We start from the raw sequence: 16927 nt of genomic DNA, 5'->3' as shown, positions 1-16927 counted from the left end.
TCCGGCGCGCCTCAGGAGGTACGGGGGACGCGCTCAGCACCAGCGGGGCGAGGCGCCGATGTTGTCGATGTAGCGGGCGGCTCCCCAGGCCCAGGTGCCGTCGGCGAGGAGGTACCAGAGGGGGTTGCCCTGGACGCTCTGACCGGGCGTCTTGCAGAAGATGGAGACGACCTCGCCGTACTCCGCGAAGCCGATGACGGAACTGCTGCGGGTCGGCTTGTCCCGCAGGTTCAGCCCGCCGGGCGCGCTGATACGGCCTTTGTAGTACCGGGGGTGGCTGCTGTCGTGGTCGCCCCAGTCGTCACCGGCGAGGGCGGGGCTCGCGGCGGCCCCGACGGCGAGAGCGCCCCCGGCGACGGCTATGCCGAGACGGATGAAAGCGGTGCGCAGAGACATGGCGGGCTCCTCAGAAATGGGGACCAAGGCTGACTAACCGCCACATTAGAATCCGTTCCCCACAACCGCCCGCCACACTGAGCCATCGGGGCGCAGCGCTCCGGGGCCGCGACCCCGAGGGGCGCGGGAACGGCGCAGTCTTTCGCCTTCAGGGGCGCGGGGAACGGCGCAATCTTTTGCCTTTAGGGGCGCGGGGAACGGCGCAATCTTTTGCCTTTAGGGGCGCGGGGAACGGCGCAATCTTTTGCCTTTAGGGGCGCGGGGAACGGCGCAATCCTTTGCTTTCAGGGGCGCGGGGAACTGCGCAATCCTTTGCTTTCAGGGGCGCGGGGAACTGCGCGACCAGCCACAACGGACCCGCACCCGACAACGGCCCGCCCCCGGCAACTACGCCCCGGCCAGCGTCAACACGGCAACCGCACCCCCACCCACCCCGTTGGCGAACACAAGCCGAGCCCCCAACACCTCCGCCTGCCCCAGGGCAATGGTCAACCCCAACCCGTGCCCCCGAGCACCCCCCTCCGTCCGGAACCGCTGCGGCCCATGCCCCAGCAGATACTCCGGATACCCGTCCCCGTGGTCCCGCACGGTGATGACACCCCCGTCGACCGTCAACGTCACGGGCCCCCGCCCATGCCGGTGGGCGTTGGCGACAAGATTCCCCAGCACCCGCTCCAACCGCCGCTGATCGGTCTCCACGACGGCATCCCGCAGAATCCTGATCTCCGTACCGATGCCGGTACCGATGTCCGTACCGACACCGGTACCGGTGCCCGTACCCGCGTCCGCGTCCGCGGCCCGAATCACCCGCTCGGCCACAGCCCCCAACCGCACCGCGTCCATCTCCGCCCGCTCGCTGCGCGCGTCCAGCCGGGAGATCTCCAGCAGATCCTCGGTGAGCGTGCGCAGCGCGGCGACCCGGTCCCGGACGAGTTCGGTGGGACGGCCGGGCGGCAGCAGTTCGGCCGCCGCGTGCAGCCCCGTCAGCGGAGTCCGCAACTCGTGCGCCACGTCCGCGGTGAAGCGCTGCTCGCTCAGCAGTTTGTTCTGCAGCGAGGACGCCATCGTGTCCAGCGCGCCCGCCACCGCGGCCACCTCGTCCTGAGGACTCACCCGGCGCCCGGCCCGCACGTCCCCCGCCCGCGGATCTCCCACCCGCGCGTCCAGATCGCCGGCGCTGATCCGCCGCGCCACCTGGGCCGTCGACTGCAGCCGCCGCGTCACGCGTGTCACCGCGAACGCGCCCACCAGCAGGGTCGCGCCGATCGCCAGCGCCGAGGAGCCGAGGATCGCCCGGTCGAGCCCGTCGATCGTGCGGACGCCCTGCGCGTAGTCGACCTGTACGGCCAGCGTCCGTCCGCCGCTCACGGGCCCGGCCGCCCACATCGTGGGGTACGGGTCACCGGTCCCCACCATCGTGCCGCGCCGTCCACCCGCCGCGAGCGTACGCAACTCGGCGGGCAGCCCCGCCGGATCCACGCCCGCGCCCGGTGGCAGCCGGTCGCCCGCCTCGTACGCCTCCGTGGTCTCCGTCAGCCGGTCGAGTGCGTGGTCCCGGGCCTCGCCGACGGTCTGGTCGGTCACCGAGACGTGCACGAGGATGCCGAGGAGCGCGGCGAGCCCGCAGCACATCACCGTGATGAAGACGGCGGCCTTCCAGGTGAGACTGGCGGTCCGCCGCCGCAGCCGCCCGATGCGGCCGACCCCGGGGGGTGTGCTTGAGGGCGGCCCGGGGAACGGTCCGGGAAGCGGCCCCTCCGGTGGACGGCTCACCGGGTGGCGGCCGGGGGCGTGCGGACGGGCGTGCGGGCGGGCGCGCGTCCGGAGGGCGGGGCCGTGGCGCCGACCCGCAGGATCTCGTCCTTGGCCGCGAGCATCGCCCGCTGCCGCCGGTCCCACGACCAGACCGTGCGGTACTCGTAGCCCGCCAGTTTCGACGGCGAGCGGATGATCACGTCCCGGCCCGCGATCTCGACGCCGAGCGTGCTGTCGGTCGTCGCCATGACCTCGGTGAGCCGATGCCCGATGACGGTGTACGCGCGTACGCCCAACTGGTGGTCGGGCATCCGCACCCCGAGCACCATGTCGTCGCGGCCGTCACCGGTGAGATCGCGGTAGTACGCCCGCAGGACCGGGCACGTCCGGCCGCGCGCACTCTCCCCGCCGCACTCCGCGACCTGCCGGGCCGTCTGCGCGTAACGCCCCTTGCCGGTGTAGAGGTCCGGGTGGGCGGCGATCTCCGCGCGGAAGACGGCGACCGGGTCGGCCTTGCGGATGTCGTCGCCCGGGACCGGGACGCCCTTGACCGTCTCGGTGTCCGCCTCGCCGTAGTCGACGGCGGGCGAGGCGGCGGGCGGGACCTGCGGCCACAGCCGGGTCGGCCCCACGGCGGTGGACGTCGGACCCGCGCCGCGCAGGTCGCCCGGGTCGCCGCAGCCCGCCAGCAGCGGACCGGCGAGCGCCAGCGCGACGAGCAGTGCGGCGGTGGGCCGCGCGAGGGCCGCGGGGCGGTTGTGGATCACTGCGCGCTGCGCTCCTGCGTCGGGGCCGGACGGGGGCGGGGAGTATGGCTGACCGACCCCGCTGTCCGGGACACCTTATTCGTACGGAAGTCCCTTTTGTTCGTCGAGTGGACCGAGTGGACCGAGTGGACCGGGGGGGGGACTCGGTGGACCGGGCGGGCGGGCCTCTCGGCGCCGCCGGCCGGCTACTCGGTGAGCTCCTCCAGGAGGCGGGCCGTGGCAAGACCGGTCCGCAGGTACTCCACGAAGAGTTCGTTGTGCAGGGCCCACGGGGAGCGGCGGGCGCGGATCAGCCGGATCGCCTCGTCGGACGTACGGCCCGTGAGGACCAGGGCGTGGGCGACGACGAGCCCCGAACGGTTGTAGCCGTGGAAGCAGCGGACCAGGACACGCCTGCCCTCCTCCAACGCCTCGGTCGCGGTCCGGGCGAGCCGCATCACACCGGCCAGCTGCGTGCCGTCGAGCGGCCCGTCCGGGATGGCCCACACATGGTGCTCCACGCCCGGGTCGGGGCCGTGGCCCGGTAGTCGCAACAGGGTCAGCACCAGGTCGAACTCGTCGTGCACGACGGCGAACTCCGGTTCTCCCGACCGGCCCGCGTACTGGTGCCCGCCCATCCACAGACCGGGCACGATCTCGCTCCACGGGCTGTCCGGGACCGGCACATCGGGTTGCCTCCTGCGAGCCCGCAACGGCGCCTCCCCCTCCAACTGCTTCCAAAGGTAACCGCCTTCTTGCCCCTGGAGCACCCCGCCTGTTCCCATGGTCGAGGGGTGATGATGCATGAACGCACTGCGCGTCATACCGACTTGGCGGCACGGCCAGGAACGGCTCTACGTCTGCCGCACGGACGGCAGGAACGTCGCCTGGTACGACAGGGAGGCCGCCCGGGTCAATCTGCTCAGCGAGGAGCGGCGCGAGGACGTGCTCGATGCACTCGGACCGTTCCTGACCGGAACGGTGACGGTCGGACCGCCACCGGTGCCGACCCCCGCCGAACTCGCCCGGCTGTCCCTGCACCCGGACGACGACCTCGCGCCGAACCGGCCCGGCGAGGCCCTGCAGACCGTGCTCGACCACGAGCCGGGCCCGCAGCCGCGGCTGCGAGCGGACCCCAGGCGGCACGCCCTCGCGGCGGAGCTCGCGGTGGGCGAGGCGCTGGACCGGCTGGAGGGGGCCGGGTGGCGGACCCTGCACTCGGTGCCGCTGCCCGGCGGGGACCGCCTGCATCACCTGGTGATCGGCCCGGGAGGCCTGTTCGCCGTGCACACGCTGTACGCCCGCAAGCAGCGCGTCCTCGTCGCCGATCCCATGGTCACGGTGGGGCGCCGGGAGGCCCGGCCGCTGCTGCGTGAGGTCCGCGCCGACGCGGACCGCGCCTCGTACGCCCTCACGGCCGAGGTGCGCCCCGTACTGGCCCTCTTCGCCCCCAAGGACGTCTCGGTGACGGCCCCGCTGCGCGAGATGCGCATCCTGCTGGACACGGACGTGACATCCCTGGCCCGATCAGGAGGCGTCCTCAAACCGGCGGACGTAGAGGCCCTGCACGCGATGGCCCGAGACCGGGGCACATGGTCAGGTCTCTGAGACCGACGCCCCGAGGAGGCACGGTCGAGTGTGCAGGCCGGTGACCCCGGGCTTGGGGCGCCCCGAAGGGGCGCGGGGAACTGCGCGGCCCACCCCCACCGGCCTGCGGTCGAGTGTCGGGGCGGTGTTTCCGGTGCTGGGTTCCGACCGCGCCGGATGGGTGCCCCGAAGGGGCGCGGGGAACGGCGCGGCCGACCCCCACCGGCCCGCAGGTTGCGTGTCAGGGCCATGACCCCGGGCCTGAGGTGCCCCGAGGGGGCGCGGGGAACGGCGCGGCCGACCCCCACCGGCCCGCAGCTGAACGTCACGGCAGTGACCCCGCCCGGCCCGCGGAAAGCAACGGCGCCAGCAGATCCCCGTGGCGATCGAGACGGCGCCCGATGTCCGCGGCCACGAAGGCCAGTTCGGACGGAGCGCCGCAGGACTCGACCTCGTCCCAGGTCACGGGGGTGGAGACCGTGGGAACCGCCCGGGCCCGCAGCGTGTACGGGGCCGCGGTCGTCTTACGGGCCGCGTTCTGGCTGAAGTCGACGAAGACCTTCGCAGGCCGCAGACTGCGGGTCATCCGGTGGACGACCAGCCCGGGCAGATCGGCCTGCGCCTCCACCGCGAGCGCCTTGGCGTAGGCGGAGACGTCGGCGGACGGAGTGGGCTCCAGGGCGGCCAGCAGATGCAGCCCCTTGGAGCCGGACGTCTTCGCGTACGCCGTCAGTCCGTCCGCCGCCAGCCGGTCGCGCAGCCATACGGCGACCCGGCAGCACTCCACGATCGTGGCCGGTGCGCCGGGGTCCAGGTCGAGGACCAGCCGGTCGGCGACGTCGGGGGTCCGCGCCCGCCACTGCGGGGTGTGGAACTCGGTGACCAGGTTCGCCGCCCACATCAGGGAGGGCAGATCCTGCACCAGGACCATGCGGGCCGGACCCTCCGAACGGGGGACCTCCGTGGTGGCGACCCAGTCGGGCGTACCGGGCGGGACGTTCTTGGTGAAGAAGACCTGGCCGTCCGGGCCGTCCGGATAGCGCAGCAGGGAGACCGGGCGGTCGCGGAGGTGGGGGAGGAACGCCTCCGCCGCGGTCGCGTAGTAGTGCAGCAGTTCGCCCTTGGTGAAGCCCGTCGCCGGGTGGAGCACCTTGTCCAGGTTGCTCAGGGTCACCTTTCGCCCGGCCACCTCAGTGATTGGCGTCATAGGATGACAATCCCACGTATTCGTATGAAAACGGGTGGGTGGGTGGAGGGCGGGGACGGGTGACAGTGACCTGAAGGGTGTCGAACGTGAGATCCATTTGGAACGGTGCCATCTCCTTCGGCCTGGTCAGCATCCCGATCAAGCTGGTGAACGCCACGGAGAACCACTCGATCTCCTTCCGCCAGATCCACACCGAGGACGGCGGCCGTATCCGCTACCGCAAGGTGTGCGAGATGGAGGACCGGGAGGTGACGTCGTCGGAGATCGGCAAGGCGTACGAGGACGCGGACGGCACGATGATCCCCATCACGGACGAGGATCTGGCCGCCCTGCCGATCCCGACCGCCCGGACGATCGAGATCGTCGCCTTCGTGCCGGCCGACCGGATCGACCCGCTCCAGATGGACACGGCGTACTACCTGTCGGCGAACGGGGTGCCGGCGGCCAAGCCGTACACGTTGCTGCGGGAGGCGCTGAAGCGCAGCCAGAAGGTCGCCATCGCGAAGTTTGCGCTGCGCGGGCGTGAGCGGCTGGGCATGCTGCGGGTCGTCGACGACGTCATCGCCATGCACGGGCTGCTGTGGCCGGACGAGATCCGGGCGCCCGAGAGCGTCGTCCCGGACGCGAGTGTGACCGTCCGGGACAAGGAACTGGATCTGGCCGACGCGCTGATGGACACGCTCGGGGAGGTCGATCTCGCCGAGCTGCACGACGACTACCGCGAGGCGGTGGAGGAGCTGATCGCGGCGAAGGCGTCCGGGGAGGCGGCGCCGTCGGCTCCCGCCGCCTCGAAGTCCGGCGGCAAGGTCATCGACCTGATGTCCGCGCTGGAGAACAGCGTGCGGCAGGCGCGGGTTGCGCGGGGCGAGGACGCCGGTTCCGGCGGGGCCGAGGTGAAGCCTCTTCGCAAGGGGGCGGCGAGAAAGACGGCCGCGAGTTCTTCGAAGCCGGCGTCGGGCAAGAAGACGCCGGCGAAGAAGGCGGCGGCGGCGAAGTCTGCGGCGGGCTCGAAGAAGACCGCGACGAAAAAGACGTCGGAAGCCGCGGCTGCGAAGAAACCCTCCCCCCGGAAGAGGGCATCGGCCTGACCTCTCGACTCGGCTGCGGGTTGTCTGTGGCTGGCCGCGCAGTTCCCCGCGCCCCTGAAAGACGCGCCTGGCGCCGCGTGTGGGGGCGGGGGCGCTCCGGGATATCCGGTCGTTGCTCTCGTGCCTACAAGTGAACGCACCTTGCCGCAACGCCCGCACATCCCGAACCACCCCCTCGACTCACATCAGCGCCCGCCCGAGGAGAGGGGTAACCGACGGACACACAAAACCCCCGCGCCCACCCCCACCCCCTAAGGGGCGCGAGGAACGGCGCGCTCAGCCACGTACGACGTTCACGTACAACCCCGGGCCCGCCCCCACCCCCTAGGGGCGCGGGGAACGGCGCACCCAGCCACGTACGACGTTCACGCACAAACACAGGCCCACCCCCACCCCCCCCAAGGGGCGCGGGGAACGGCGCACTCAGCCACAAGCGACCCGCACCCGCAGACATCTGGTCCCACGATCTTGACGGGTTGAGTTACCGGTAACATCATGGTTCCCGTAGCGCCAGCGCCGACGCCCCGGTCGGCCCGTCAACCGCCGACTGGAGTCCACGTGAGTGACCGCGTGAGTGACGACGTGACCGGGCATCCGACCGGGCCGCCGGTCATGGACGCAGTACGGACCGCGCCCGTGTTCAGCCCCGCAGCCGTCATCGCCTCCTGCGGAGGCTTCGTGCTCATCGGCGCGCTCCAAGCCCTGTACGGACCCTCGATCCCCGCCCTCCGCGAGGAGTTCGGGTTGTCGCCCTCGGCCGCCGGGCTCGCGCTGAGCGCGCATTTCGTCGGCGGCGTAGCCGGAGTGCTGCTCTTCGACCGGCTGTACGGCTGCCTCGGCAACCGGCAGATCCTCGGAGCCTCGTACCTGCTGATGGCCTTCGGCGCGGCAGGCTTCGCACTCGCGCCGAGCTGGCCCGTGGCCCTGGCCTCGGCCCTGCTCGCCGGGCTCGGTTTCGGCGGGATCGACTACGGGCTCAACCAGCTGTTCGCCGTCGGCTTCGGTCACCGTTCGACCGCCATGCTCAACATCCTGAACGCCCATTTCGGCGTGGGCGCGATCCTCGGACCGGCTGTGATCGGCCTGGTCGGTGCCGAGCAGTATCCGGTGGTCTTCCTCGTCTTCGCCGTGGTCAATCTGCCGCTGCTGCTGTGCCTCAGGGGTGTGCGCGAGCATGCGCCGCAGCCGGGGGAGGGGGAGCGGACGGCCGGCGGTACGTCCGTTCTCGGCCGCAGCCTGGGATCGGTGCTCGCCATGTTCGTGACCCTGTACGTGCTGCACGTGGGCATCGAGGCGGGCGTCGGCGGCTGGGAGCCCACCCATCTGGAGGCGGTCGGCTACGGCGCCGGCGCCGCGGCCACCGCCACCTCCGTGTACTGGCTGATGATGACCGTCGGCCGCTTCCTCGCGGCCCCGCTCGCGCTGCGCCACTCCGCCCAGTCGATCGTCACCGTGTCGTGCGCGGGCATGACGGTCTGCCTGCTGCTGGCCACGATCCCGGGCCTCGCCCCGTACGCGTACGCGGGAGTCGGCCTGTTCATCGCGCCGATCTTCCCCACGGGCCTGCCCTGGCTCAACCGGGCCGCCCCGAAGGCCCGCAGAGCCGGCGCGGTGGTCATCGCCGCGTCGATGGCAGGCGGGGTCGTCGCCGGACCCGCGCTCGGCAAGGCCATCGAGTGGTCCGGGGTGCGTGCCGTCCCGCTCCTGCTGGGCGCGGTCTCGGCGGTGTGCCTGGCCGCCACGCTCTGGCTGGTCCGTGCCACGCGCCCGGTGACGGCCACCCGCTGAAGCCCCCCCCGCACTGCATCGACCGCTGAAGCCTTACTGCGTCAGCCGCTGATGCGATCCCCCGTACCGATCCCCTGTCCGAGCTGAAGGGAAGCAGCATCCTGATGACTGTTCTGAGTACGTCCTCCGACGGATTCCGGCTGCGTGGCGAGCCGTTCCGGATCATCTCCGGTGCGATGCACTACTTCCGCATCCACCCCGACCAGTGGGCCGACCGGCTCCGCAAGGCCCGGCTGATGGGCCTCAACACGGTGGAGACGTACGTCCCCTGGAATCTTCACCAGCCCGAACCCGGCACGCTGGTCCTGGACGGCATCCTCGATCTGCCCCGTTATCTGCGGCTGGCCCAGGCCGAGGGCCTGCATGTGCTGCTGCGTCCGGGCCCGTACATCTGCGCCGAGTGGGACGGCGGCGGCCTGCCCTCCTGGCTGACCACGGACACCGACATCCGGCTGCGCACCAGCGACCCCCGTTTCACCGACGCGCTCGACCGCTATCTCGACCTGCTGATTCCCCCGCTCCTGCCCCAACTGGCCGCGAACGGCGGGCCGGTGATCGCCGTCCAGGTGGAGAACGAGTACGGGGCGTACGGCGACGACCGCGCGTATCTGGAACACCTCGCCGAGTCCTTTCGCGCCCGGGGTGTGGACGAGCTTCTGTTCACCTGTGACCAGGCCAACCCGGCGCACCTTGCGGCCGGCAGTCTTCCCGGCGTCCTCACGACCGGCACGTTCGGCAGCCGGATCACCGAGTCGCTCGATCAGTTGCGGGCCCATCAGCCCGAAGGGCCGCTGATGTGCGCGGAGTTCTGGATCGGCTGGTTCGACCACTGGGGCGAACCGCACCATGTGCGCGACGCGGCCGACGCCGCCGCCGACCTCGACCGGCTGCTCTCCGCGGGCGCCTCGGTCAACATCTACATGTTCCACGGCGGCACCAACTTCGGTTTCACGAACGGCGCCAACCACGACCACGCGTACGAGCCGATCGTGACCTCGTACGACTACGACGCGGCCCTCACCGAGTCCGGCGACCCGGGGCCGAAGTACCACGCCTTCCGTGACGTCATCTCCCGGCACGCGCCGGTCCCCGACGAGCCCGCCCCGGCGCCGAGCCCCAAACTGCCCCGCACTGTTGTTGAGGTGGGGGATCGCGCGCCGCTGCTCCCGCACGCCGGCGTTCTCGCCGAGCCGGTACGCGTCGACGCCGGTCCGGTGACCATGGAGGAGCTGGGCCTGCGGGCCGGGTACGTCCTCTACCGCACCACGGTTCCCGTGGCCGGCGACGGTGTCCTGCACTTCGCGGGCGGGGTCGGCGACCGCGCCCAGGTCTTCGTGGACGGCGCCCCCGTCGGCGTACTGGAGCGGGAACGGCACGAGGAAACCCTGGCTGTGCGTGTGATGCGGGCCGGTGCCACGCTGGACGTGCTCGTCGAGAACATGGGTGGCGTCAACTACGGGCCGCGTATCGGCGCAGCCAAGGGACTGCTCGGACCCGTCACCTTCGACGGCACCGCCCTGCACGGCTGGGACTGCCACCCCCTGGCCCTGGACGCGGCGGGAGCGATTCCCTTCGCTCCGGCCGCCGACTCGCCGTCCGACGCCGGGCCCGCCTTCCACCGCGGCACGTTCGAGGTCCGCACGCCCGCCGACACCTTCCTCTCCCTGCCCGGCTGGACCAAGGGCCAGGCCTGGATCAACGGCTTCCACCTCGGCCGTTACTGGAACCGCGGCCCGCAGCGCACGCTGTACGTGCCCGCGCCCGTCCTGCGCCCCGGCACCAACGACGTCGTCCTGCTGGAGCTGCAGGCCACGACCGAACCGCGCGTCCACCTCACCGACACCCCCGAACTCGGCCCGGTGAAGCCCTGATGCCGCCGCTGCGCCTGAAGGTGTCCACGCAGGCCGCGCCACCCCTCACCGGCCATCTCCCCTTCTCCGACGCCCCCGGAGTGCCCGACCCGATCGAGGTCACCAGCCGTTGCCTCACCCGCGGCGGGCGCCCCTGGTTCCCGGTCTCCGGCGAGTTCCACTACACCCGCCACCCGGCGGGGGAGTGGGAGGAGGAGCTGCTGAAGATGAAGGCGGGCGGGGTGACGGCCGTCGCGAGTTACGTCATCTGGATCCATCACGAGGAGGTCGAGGGCCGGATCCGCTTCGACGGCGACCGGGACCTGCGGCGCTTCGCCGGCCTCTGCGCCCGCCACGGCCTGGACTTCGTCCCGCGCATCGGCCCCTGGTCCCACGCGGAGGTCCGCAACGGCGGCTTACCCGACTGGCTCCTGACCCGCGCCCGCACCCCGCGCACCGACGATCCGGCGTACCTGGCACCCGTACGCACCTGGTACGAGGCCATCGCGGCGCAACTGAGCGGGCTCGACCGCGCGCACGGCGGCCCGATCGTCGCGATCCAGATCGAGAACGAGCTGTACGACCAGCCGGGCCACCTGCTGACACTGAAACGCATGGCCCAGGCGGCCGGACTGAGCGCCCCGCTGTGGACGTCGACGGCGTGGGGAGGTGTCGAACTCCCGCCCGACGAACTGCTTCCGCTGTACGGCGGCTACCCCGAGACCTTCTGGACCGAGGCCGACGGCGGCTGGCCCGACACCTGCCGCACACACTTCTTCTTCACCCACCAGCGCGACGACGAGGGCATCGGCGCCGACCTGCGCCCGACGACGGTACGCGGCGCCGACCCGACGGCCACCGAGGGCCGATTCCCCTGGGCCACCTGCGAGTTGGGCGGCGGCATGGCGGTCTCGTACCACCGCCGCCCACGCGTCGACGCGGCCGACGTCGGCGCGCTCGGCCTCACGAAGATCGGCTGCGGTTCCGTGTGGCAGGGCTACTACATGTTCCACGGCGGTACGAATCCGGTGGGCGAGCGGACGACCCTCCAGGAGTCCCACGCGACGGGCTACCCCAACGACCTCCCCGTCCGCACGTACGACTTCCAGGCCCCGCTGGGCGAGTACGGCCAGTACCGCCCCTCGTACGACGAACTGCGCCTGCAGCACCTGCTGTTGGCGGACTTCGGCCGGCTGCTCGCGCCGATGGAGTCCTTCCTCCCGGTACGGCAGCCGACCGGGCACGGCGACCGGGACACCCTGCGCTGGGCGGTCCGGGCCTCGGAGGACTCCGGCTTCCTCTTCGTCAACAACCACCAGCCGCACGAGGAGTTGCCGGACCACCCGGACACCTCGTTCACGGTCGAGTTCCCGGCGGGTCCCGCGCTGACCTTCCCGAGCACGCCGGTCACGGTCCCGACGGGCGCGTACTTCTGCTGGCCGCTGCGTCTGGAGGTCGGGGGTCTACGCCTGGACTGGGCGACCGCCCAGCCCGTCTGCACGGTCGACGCCGACGGCCGTACGGTCCTGGTGATGGCGGCGACGGACGGCATCCCGGTCGAACTCGCCCTGGACGCCGATACGTTGGCATCGGTGCAGGTGCCCTCGGGGCAGTGCGTCACGCTCGACGGCCGTGTCCTGGTCACGGGGGTGCGGCCCGGCACCGATGCCCTGGTCGAGGTGGACACGGCGGACGGCGAACGGGTCGGCCTCCTGGTCCTGGACGCGAGGACGGCCCGTACCGCCTACCGGGGTGTGGCGTGGGGAGCGGAGCGGCTGGTGCTCGCCGGTTCCGACTCCGGTGGCGGTGGCGGTGTCGGTGTTGTCTTCGACGAGTACGCGCGGGGTGGGCAGGGGGAGGTACGGGTGCACAGCCCGGCCGGTGCGACCTCGTTCGCCGTGCTGCCCGCGCCCCGACGGCCTCCGGTGGTGACGGGCGGGAGCCTGCGGGAGTCGGGGGACGGGGTGTTCACGCGGTATCACCTGACGGGGGACGGCCTGGACCCGCGGTCCGGGAGAGGGAAAGGGGGAGAGGGAGGGGGAGATGTCGGGGGCGGGGTCGGGGTCGAGGCCGGGGGAGCGGCAGCGGGATTCGGATTCGGATTCGGAGAGGCCGAGCTGGTGCGCGCCGCCGGGCCTGCGCCCCTGCCCGTGACCGGCGTACTGGGCCGGGCGAGCGCCCCCGCCGACGAGCACTACGACACGACCGCCGCCGAGTACGCCATCGCCGTCCCCGACGGACTCCCGCTCACCGGAACCCTCCTGCGCGTCCACTGGTCCGGGGACGTGGCACGCGCGTACGTGGGCGACAGGCTGGTGGCGGACCAGTTCCACACGGGCCGGCCCTGGGACATCGCCCTGGACCGGCTCCCGGCCTTCGCCCTCCGGGGAGAGGGACTGCGGCTGCGGGTGCTGCCGAGGGCGGCGGACGCGCGGGTGTACGTGGCGGACGTGGCTCCTGGCGAGGGGGCTGTGGCGACGGTGGGGCGGGTCGAGTGGGTGACGACCCGTACGTGGGTGATCGGGGAGGCGGGGGAGGTGAGGCAGCCAGGGTAGGGCGGGGCCGACTGCCGCGCCGCCTTCCCGCCCGGCGGCCTATTCTGGGCCGACCGGGCGGGCTCCGCCCGACGGACGAACCCGCACCCCCGTCCCCGTACCTCGAAGGGCATCACCCGCAATGACCCGAAGCGCCGGTGACGATGGGCCGCCCGATCTCCCCAAGGGACGCAGCCGGCGCAACTTCGCGGGCGCGCGGCCGGTGATGGGCGACGTGGCGCGGCTGGCCGGTGTCTCCAAGCAGACGGTGTCCCGGGTACTGAACGACAACCCGGCCGTCCGCCCCGAGACCCGCGAGGTGGTCCTGACGGCCATGCGGACCCTCGGTTACCGCCCGAGCCGCAGTGCGCGCTCGCTGGCCAGCGGCCGGACCCGCATGCTGGGCGTGATCTCCTTCGACGCGGCCCGTTACGGCCCGGCCTCCATACTGACCGCGATCAACAGCGCGGCCCAGGAAGCGGGTTACCTGGTCAGCTCCATCGCGCTCGACACGGCGGACCGGGCCACCGTCGTACGGGCCGTGGACACCCTGTCGGCCGAGGGCGCGGACGGTGTGATCGCCATCGCCCCGCAGCGCTGGGTGGGCAAGGCGCTGGCGGAGGCGCGGCTCGACACCCCGCTGATGGTCCTGGAGAACGACCTCGGCAAGGACGCGTCGTTCGTCACGGCGGACAACTGGGCGGGCGCCCGCAAGGCGACCGAGCACCTGCTGGACTTCGGGCACGTGACGGTCCAGCACATCGCGGGCCCCACGGGCTGGCTGTCGGCGGACCGCAGGGTGGAGGCGTGGCGGGCCACGCTGAAGGCGGCGGGGGCCGTGGTCCACGAGCCCCTCGTCGGCGACTGGAGCGCCGACTCGGGCTACGAACTGGGCCGCAGACTGGCCGAGGACCCCGACGTCACCGCGATCTTCGCGTCCAACGACCAGATGGCGCTCGGCGTGCTCCGCGCCCTGCACGAGTCGGGCCGCCGGGTGCCGGACGACGTCAGCGTGGTCGGCTACGACGACATCCCCGAGGCCGCGCACCTGCTGCCCCCGCTGACCACGGTCCGTACCGACTTCCCCGAGATCGGTACGCGTTCCCTGCGGCTGCTCCTGTCCCAGCTGGACGGGCCGCCGGAACCGGAACTGGACCGGGTGGTGCCGGTCGAACTGATCGTGCGCAGAAGTACGGGCCCGGCGCCGACCCGTTGAGCCATTCAGCCGTTGAGCCTTTGCGTGCTTACACGGGTCACGGACGAGGAAAATCTGTGTGGATCAGGTGAGTGGGCAGGCACTTCGGCGATATAGAAAGGACACATGCCGGAGCACGAGACCCCTGTCGGAGCCACAGATGACGTCGATGTCACGGAGGACCTGGACGTCATGAACGACGTAGACGCAAGTGAAGTGGCAGTGGAAGACGCGCCCGTTGCCGGCGCGGGCGTCGCCGGCGTGGGCGTCGATGACGACGTCGACGCGGTGACCCGGGCGGTGCTGACCGCGTCGCGCGTACTGGTCGCGGTCTCGGCCCGTTCGCTCGCCGAGGTCGAGGAGCGGGTGACCCTGCCGCAGGTCCGCATGCTGGTCGTGCTGTCCACGCGCGGCGCCACCAAACTGGTCACGCTCGCCGAGCTGCTCCAGGTCGCGCCGTCCACGGCCATGCGCATGGTCGACCGGCTCATCACCGCCGGTCTCGCCGACCGGCAGACCAACCCCGGCAACCGCCGCGAGACCCTGCTCCGGCTCACGGAGGAAGGCCGCCGCACGGTCGAGGACGTGACGGCCCGCCGGCGCGCGGAGATCGCCACGATCGTGGAACGCCTCACGCCCGGCCAACGGACCGCGATAGTCGAGGCGTTGACCGCCTTCAACGAGGCGGGCGGCGAGCCCCCGGTCCCGGACGTGGACGACGCGGACGACGGGGTGCCGCACCCGCTGGGCTGGGTGGACCCGCCGACGGGCCACGACGGATAGCGGGCTGTCGCTCATCCCACGGCGGGGGTCGGAGTCGGGGTGGGCGTCGGCGAGGTCGTGTTCACATCCAGCCCTTCCGGCCTGTTGAGGACGAGGACGGGCGAGCCGGGCTGCGGGGCGGGCGGGGTCAACTCGGCCTTGGGGAGCTTGGGCGGGCTGGTCTGCTGGAAGTTGACCTGGTCGTAGTTGACGAGGTCGGTCTTCTCCAACACCGTGATGTGGTCGAGGACGGTGTCGTTGGCCAGGTCGGCGAGTTCACGGACCATGGTGTTCTTGGTGTTGGCGCGGATCTTCGCGATGACGGGGAAGATCTGCCCGTGCGTGACGCGCATGATGTTGACGGCGGTCGTGTCGAACTGCTGCCCGGTGCTCCCGTCCACGGTGGCCACGAACTGCTGTTGCTGCGGGCTGGCCTGGTTGGGCAGGGTGATGCCCAGCTCGGGCGCTATCTTCCGGCACATCTCGTCGAGCCCGGAGTGCCCGGCGACGAGATGCTTCCCGGCCTCCTTCATGGCAGGGGTCGTCCCACGCTCCATGGCCATCAGCCCCAGCGGATGCTCCCAGAGCCCCGCGGCCCGCACCTTGACGACGAAATCCCGGTCGGCCTCGGTCAGGGGCCCGTACCGGGTGTTGGCGATGATCCGGTCCTGACTGGTCGTGGTGGTCTCCACCCCGACGAGAGCGGGATACGCAAGCGCGGCAACCGTCACGCCCAGCCCACCGATCACGAATACGGTCCCTGCGGTGCGTTGCGTGACACGCATGCTGCCTCCTGAGCTGTACGACCCGGTCCACAGGGGGTACGTACGAGAAGCACAAGGCAATCATTGCGCTAGGTAAATTTTGCACTCGGGGGGATTTGAGTCGGCCGTAGATCCAGGCATCGTCGGTCCTGCGCAGCCGCCGTCGGTTCAACGCAGGTGATCGACGAAGCTGGTCCATGCGTTGCGGGAGAAGGCGAGTACGGGTCCGGCGGGGCGCTTGCTGTCGCGGACGGGTGTGAGGGGGGTGAGGTTGCCGGCGACCTCGACGCAGTTGCCTTGGCCGCCGCTGTAGCTACTGGCACGCCATACGGCTTCCGCGAGTACGGGCTGTATGTGGTGGTCCTGGCTCATGCTCGATACTCCTTGGCGATGCGGCGGATCAGCGTGCGTGATTCCGTGGGAGGCAGCGCTGTAGTGCGGGCGTCGTCGAAGAGCGTGCGGTAATAAGCGACCGCCGGTTCGCGCTCCACCCAGATGTTGCCGGTCGGGGTCTCCGTCAGTACAAGGTCGAGCGATGTCACCTGAGGGAAGCTCAGCAGCAGATACGGGCCGAACATACCCGAGTGGGCACCACGTGCGAACGGCAGAACCTGGACGGTGATGTTGGGCCGCTCCGCCATGGCGACGAGGTGCTCCAGCTGTGCATGCATCACGGTCGGGCCGCCCACGTGCTGGCGCAGAACTCCTTCTGCCAGCACCGCCCAGAGTGACATGGGGTCCTCGTCGGTGAGCCGTCGTTGCCGGGCGAGCCGGACCTCAACGAACTGGTCGATCTCCTCAGGCGTCTGCCAAGCCCGCGAGGCGACTGTCACCGCCCGCCCGTACTCGGCGGTCTGAAGCAGTCCGGGGACCAGTTGCACCTCGTACGTTCGAACGCTGTCGCAAATGGCTTCCAGCTCGATCTGGTCCCGGTACGAATCTCCTAGAACTGCGTCGTAGGGATGCCACCATCCCTCGCGGCGACGTCGGTTGGCGCGCTGCGCCATGGCACTGAGACGCGTGCGAGCCTCAAGGTCCCGGACTTGGTAAGCCTGCATGAGCGCGTTCAGATCCGGAGCGCGGACGGGAACGTGCCCGTTCTCCATCCGGCTGATCTTTCCCTTTGTGCAGTCGAGCAACTCGGCGGCGTCCGCCATGGACACACCCGAAGCCTCACGGAACTTGCGCAGCTCGTCGCCGAGTTGGCGTCCGAGCACGGTGGACGGTTTGACAGTAGGCATGGGGCGACTCCTAC

At 71.3% G+C, this 16927-nt stretch carries 15 protein-coding genes; 7 read left to right on the top strand and 8 right to left on the bottom strand.

What is annotated here, in order from left to right:
• Positions 1-33: 33 nt before the first annotated feature.
• The 4 genes from ACFVH5_RS05725 to ACFVH5_RS05710 form a co-directional block, all read right to left on the bottom strand.
• The gene (locus tag ACFVH5_RS05725) at positions 34-396 is read right to left on the bottom strand and encodes an SH3 domain-containing protein (protein WP_385832311.1); all 363 of its coding nucleotides are present in this window, start codon (positions 394-396) and stop codon (positions 34-36) included.
• 387 nt (positions 397-783) lie between these two features.
• Positions 784-2028, bottom strand: a complete 1245-nt coding sequence (locus ACFVH5_RS05720; RefSeq protein ID WP_385832387.1) for an ATP-binding protein — start codon at positions 2026-2028, stop codon at positions 784-786.
• Positions 2029-2165: 137 nt separating this feature from the next.
• The gene (locus ACFVH5_RS05715) at positions 2166-2918 is read right to left on the bottom strand and encodes a hypothetical protein (protein WP_385832310.1); all 753 of its coding nucleotides are present in this window, start codon (positions 2916-2918) and stop codon (positions 2166-2168) included.
• A 185-nt stretch (positions 2919-3103) separates the two neighbouring features.
• On the bottom strand, positions 3104-3610 hold the full coding sequence (locus ACFVH5_RS05710) for a dual specificity protein phosphatase family protein (protein WP_385832308.1): 507 nt from the start codon (positions 3608-3610) through the stop codon (positions 3104-3106).
• A gap of 91 nt (positions 3611-3701) precedes the next feature.
• On the opposite strand from ACFVH5_RS05710, the gene ACFVH5_RS05705 reads away from it, so the two are divergent.
• Complete coding sequence (locus ACFVH5_RS05705) at positions 3702-4505, top strand: nuclease-related domain-containing protein (protein WP_385832307.1); 804 nt, start codon at positions 3702-3704, stop codon at positions 4503-4505.
• Between the two features lie 304 nt (positions 4506-4809).
• Here the strand turns inward: ACFVH5_RS05705 and ligD are convergent, their stop codons facing one another.
• Positions 4810-5691: a non-homologous end-joining DNA ligase gene (gene ligD, locus ACFVH5_RS05700; RefSeq protein WP_385832305.1), complete on the bottom strand. Its 882-nt coding sequence runs from the start codon at positions 5689-5691 to the stop codon at positions 4810-4812.
• Positions 5692-5777: 86 nt separating this feature from the next.
• Between ligD and ACFVH5_RS05695 the strand changes: the two genes are divergently transcribed.
• From ACFVH5_RS05695 to ACFVH5_RS05670, 6 genes are all read left to right on the top strand, one after another.
• The gene (locus tag ACFVH5_RS05695) at positions 5778-6779 is read left to right on the top strand and encodes a Ku protein (protein ID WP_385832304.1); all 1002 of its coding nucleotides are present in this window, start codon (positions 5778-5780) and stop codon (positions 6777-6779) included.
• 612 nt (positions 6780-7391) lie between these two features.
• The gene (locus ACFVH5_RS05690; RefSeq protein ID WP_385832386.1) at positions 7392-8567 is read left to right on the top strand and encodes an MFS transporter; all 1176 of its coding nucleotides are present in this window, start codon (positions 7392-7394) and stop codon (positions 8565-8567) included.
• Between the two features lie 104 nt (positions 8568-8671).
• Positions 8672-10438 (top strand): glycoside hydrolase family 35 protein, encoded by a 1767-nt coding sequence (locus tag ACFVH5_RS05685; RefSeq protein WP_385832302.1) that lies wholly within the window; start codon positions 8672-8674, stop codon positions 10436-10438.
• Positions 10438-12972, top strand: a complete 2535-nt coding sequence (locus ACFVH5_RS05680) for a beta-galactosidase (RefSeq protein WP_385832301.1) — start codon at positions 10438-10440, stop codon at positions 12970-12972. The genes ACFVH5_RS05685 and ACFVH5_RS05680 overlap by 1 nt, the downstream gene beginning before the upstream one ends.
• 121 nt (positions 12973-13093) lie before the next feature.
• Positions 13094-14167 (top strand): LacI family DNA-binding transcriptional regulator, encoded by a 1074-nt coding sequence (locus tag ACFVH5_RS05675; protein WP_385832299.1) that lies wholly within the window; start codon positions 13094-13096, stop codon positions 14165-14167.
• A gap of 240 nt (positions 14168-14407) precedes the next feature.
• A complete protein-coding gene (locus ACFVH5_RS05670; RefSeq protein WP_384803454.1) occupies positions 14408-14929 on the top strand; it encodes a MarR family winged helix-turn-helix transcriptional regulator in 522 nt (173 codons plus the stop codon).
• An 11-nt stretch (positions 14930-14940) separates the two neighbouring features.
• Here the strand turns inward: ACFVH5_RS05670 and ACFVH5_RS05665 are convergent, their stop codons facing one another.
• The 3 genes from ACFVH5_RS05665 to ACFVH5_RS05655 form a co-directional block, all read right to left on the bottom strand.
• Positions 14941-15693 carry a DUF4142 domain-containing protein gene (locus ACFVH5_RS05665; RefSeq protein WP_384803237.1) on the bottom strand — a complete coding sequence of 251 codons (753 nt, stop codon included), beginning with the start codon at positions 15691-15693 and terminating at the stop codon, positions 14941-14943.
• A gap of 147 nt (positions 15694-15840) precedes the next feature.
• Complete coding sequence (locus ACFVH5_RS05660; RefSeq protein WP_385832297.1) at positions 15841-16044, bottom strand: DUF397 domain-containing protein; 204 nt, start codon at positions 16042-16044, stop codon at positions 15841-15843.
• Positions 16041-16913, bottom strand: a complete 873-nt coding sequence (locus ACFVH5_RS05655) for a helix-turn-helix domain-containing protein (RefSeq protein ID WP_385832296.1) — start codon at positions 16911-16913, stop codon at positions 16041-16043. Before ACFVH5_RS05655 ends, ACFVH5_RS05660 begins: the two co-directional genes overlap by 4 nt.
• Positions 16914-16927: the final 14 nt, after the last annotated feature.

Source organism: Streptomyces sp. NPDC127119, assembly GCF_042677425.1.
Classification (GTDB): Bacteria; Actinomycetota; Actinomycetes; order Streptomycetales; family Streptomycetaceae; genus Streptomyces.
The sequence above is the reverse complement of the archived record's forward strand: the minus strand, read 5'-3'. Positions and strand labels throughout refer to the sequence as shown.

What these genes read in the sequence shown, in the direction of transcription:
- ACFVH5_RS05660 (WP_385832297.1), bottom strand. Translation starts at nt 16,044, where the DNA reads ATGAGCCAGGACCACCACATACAGCCCGTACTCGCGGAAGCCGTATGG.
- ACFVH5_RS05725 (WP_385832311.1), bottom strand. Translation starts at nt 396, where the DNA reads ATGTCTCTGCGCACCGCTTTCATCCGTCTCGGCATAGCCGTCGCCGGG.
- ACFVH5_RS05685 (WP_385832302.1), top strand. Translation starts at nt 8,672, where the DNA reads ATGACTGTTCTGAGTACGTCCTCCGACGGATTCCGGCTGCGTGGCGAG.
- ACFVH5_RS05705 (WP_385832307.1), top strand. Translation starts at nt 3,702, where the DNA reads ATGAACGCACTGCGCGTCATACCGACTTGGCGGCACGGCCAGGAACGG.
- ACFVH5_RS05690 (WP_385832386.1), top strand. Translation starts at nt 7,392, where the DNA reads ATGGACGCAGTACGGACCGCGCCCGTGTTCAGCCCCGCAGCCGTCATC.
- ACFVH5_RS05675 (WP_385832299.1), top strand. Translation starts at nt 13,094, where the DNA reads ATGACCCGAAGCGCCGGTGACGATGGGCCGCCCGATCTCCCCAAGGGA.
- ACFVH5_RS05665 (WP_384803237.1), bottom strand. Translation starts at nt 15,693, where the DNA reads ATGCGTGTCACGCAACGCACCGCAGGGACCGTATTCGTGATCGGTGGG.
- ACFVH5_RS05655 (WP_385832296.1), bottom strand. Translation starts at nt 16,913, where the DNA reads ATGCCTACTGTCAAACCGTCCACCGTGCTCGGACGCCAACTCGGCGAC.
- ACFVH5_RS05720 (WP_385832387.1), bottom strand. Translation starts at nt 2,028, where the DNA reads ATGTGCTGCGGGCTCGCCGCGCTCCTCGGCATCCTCGTGCACGTCTCG.
- ligD (WP_385832305.1), bottom strand. Translation starts at nt 5,691, where the DNA reads ATGACGCCAATCACTGAGGTGGCCGGGCGAAAGGTGACCCTGAGCAAC.
- ACFVH5_RS05680 (WP_385832301.1), top strand. Translation starts at nt 10,438, where the DNA reads ATGCCGCCGCTGCGCCTGAAGGTGTCCACGCAGGCCGCGCCACCCCTC.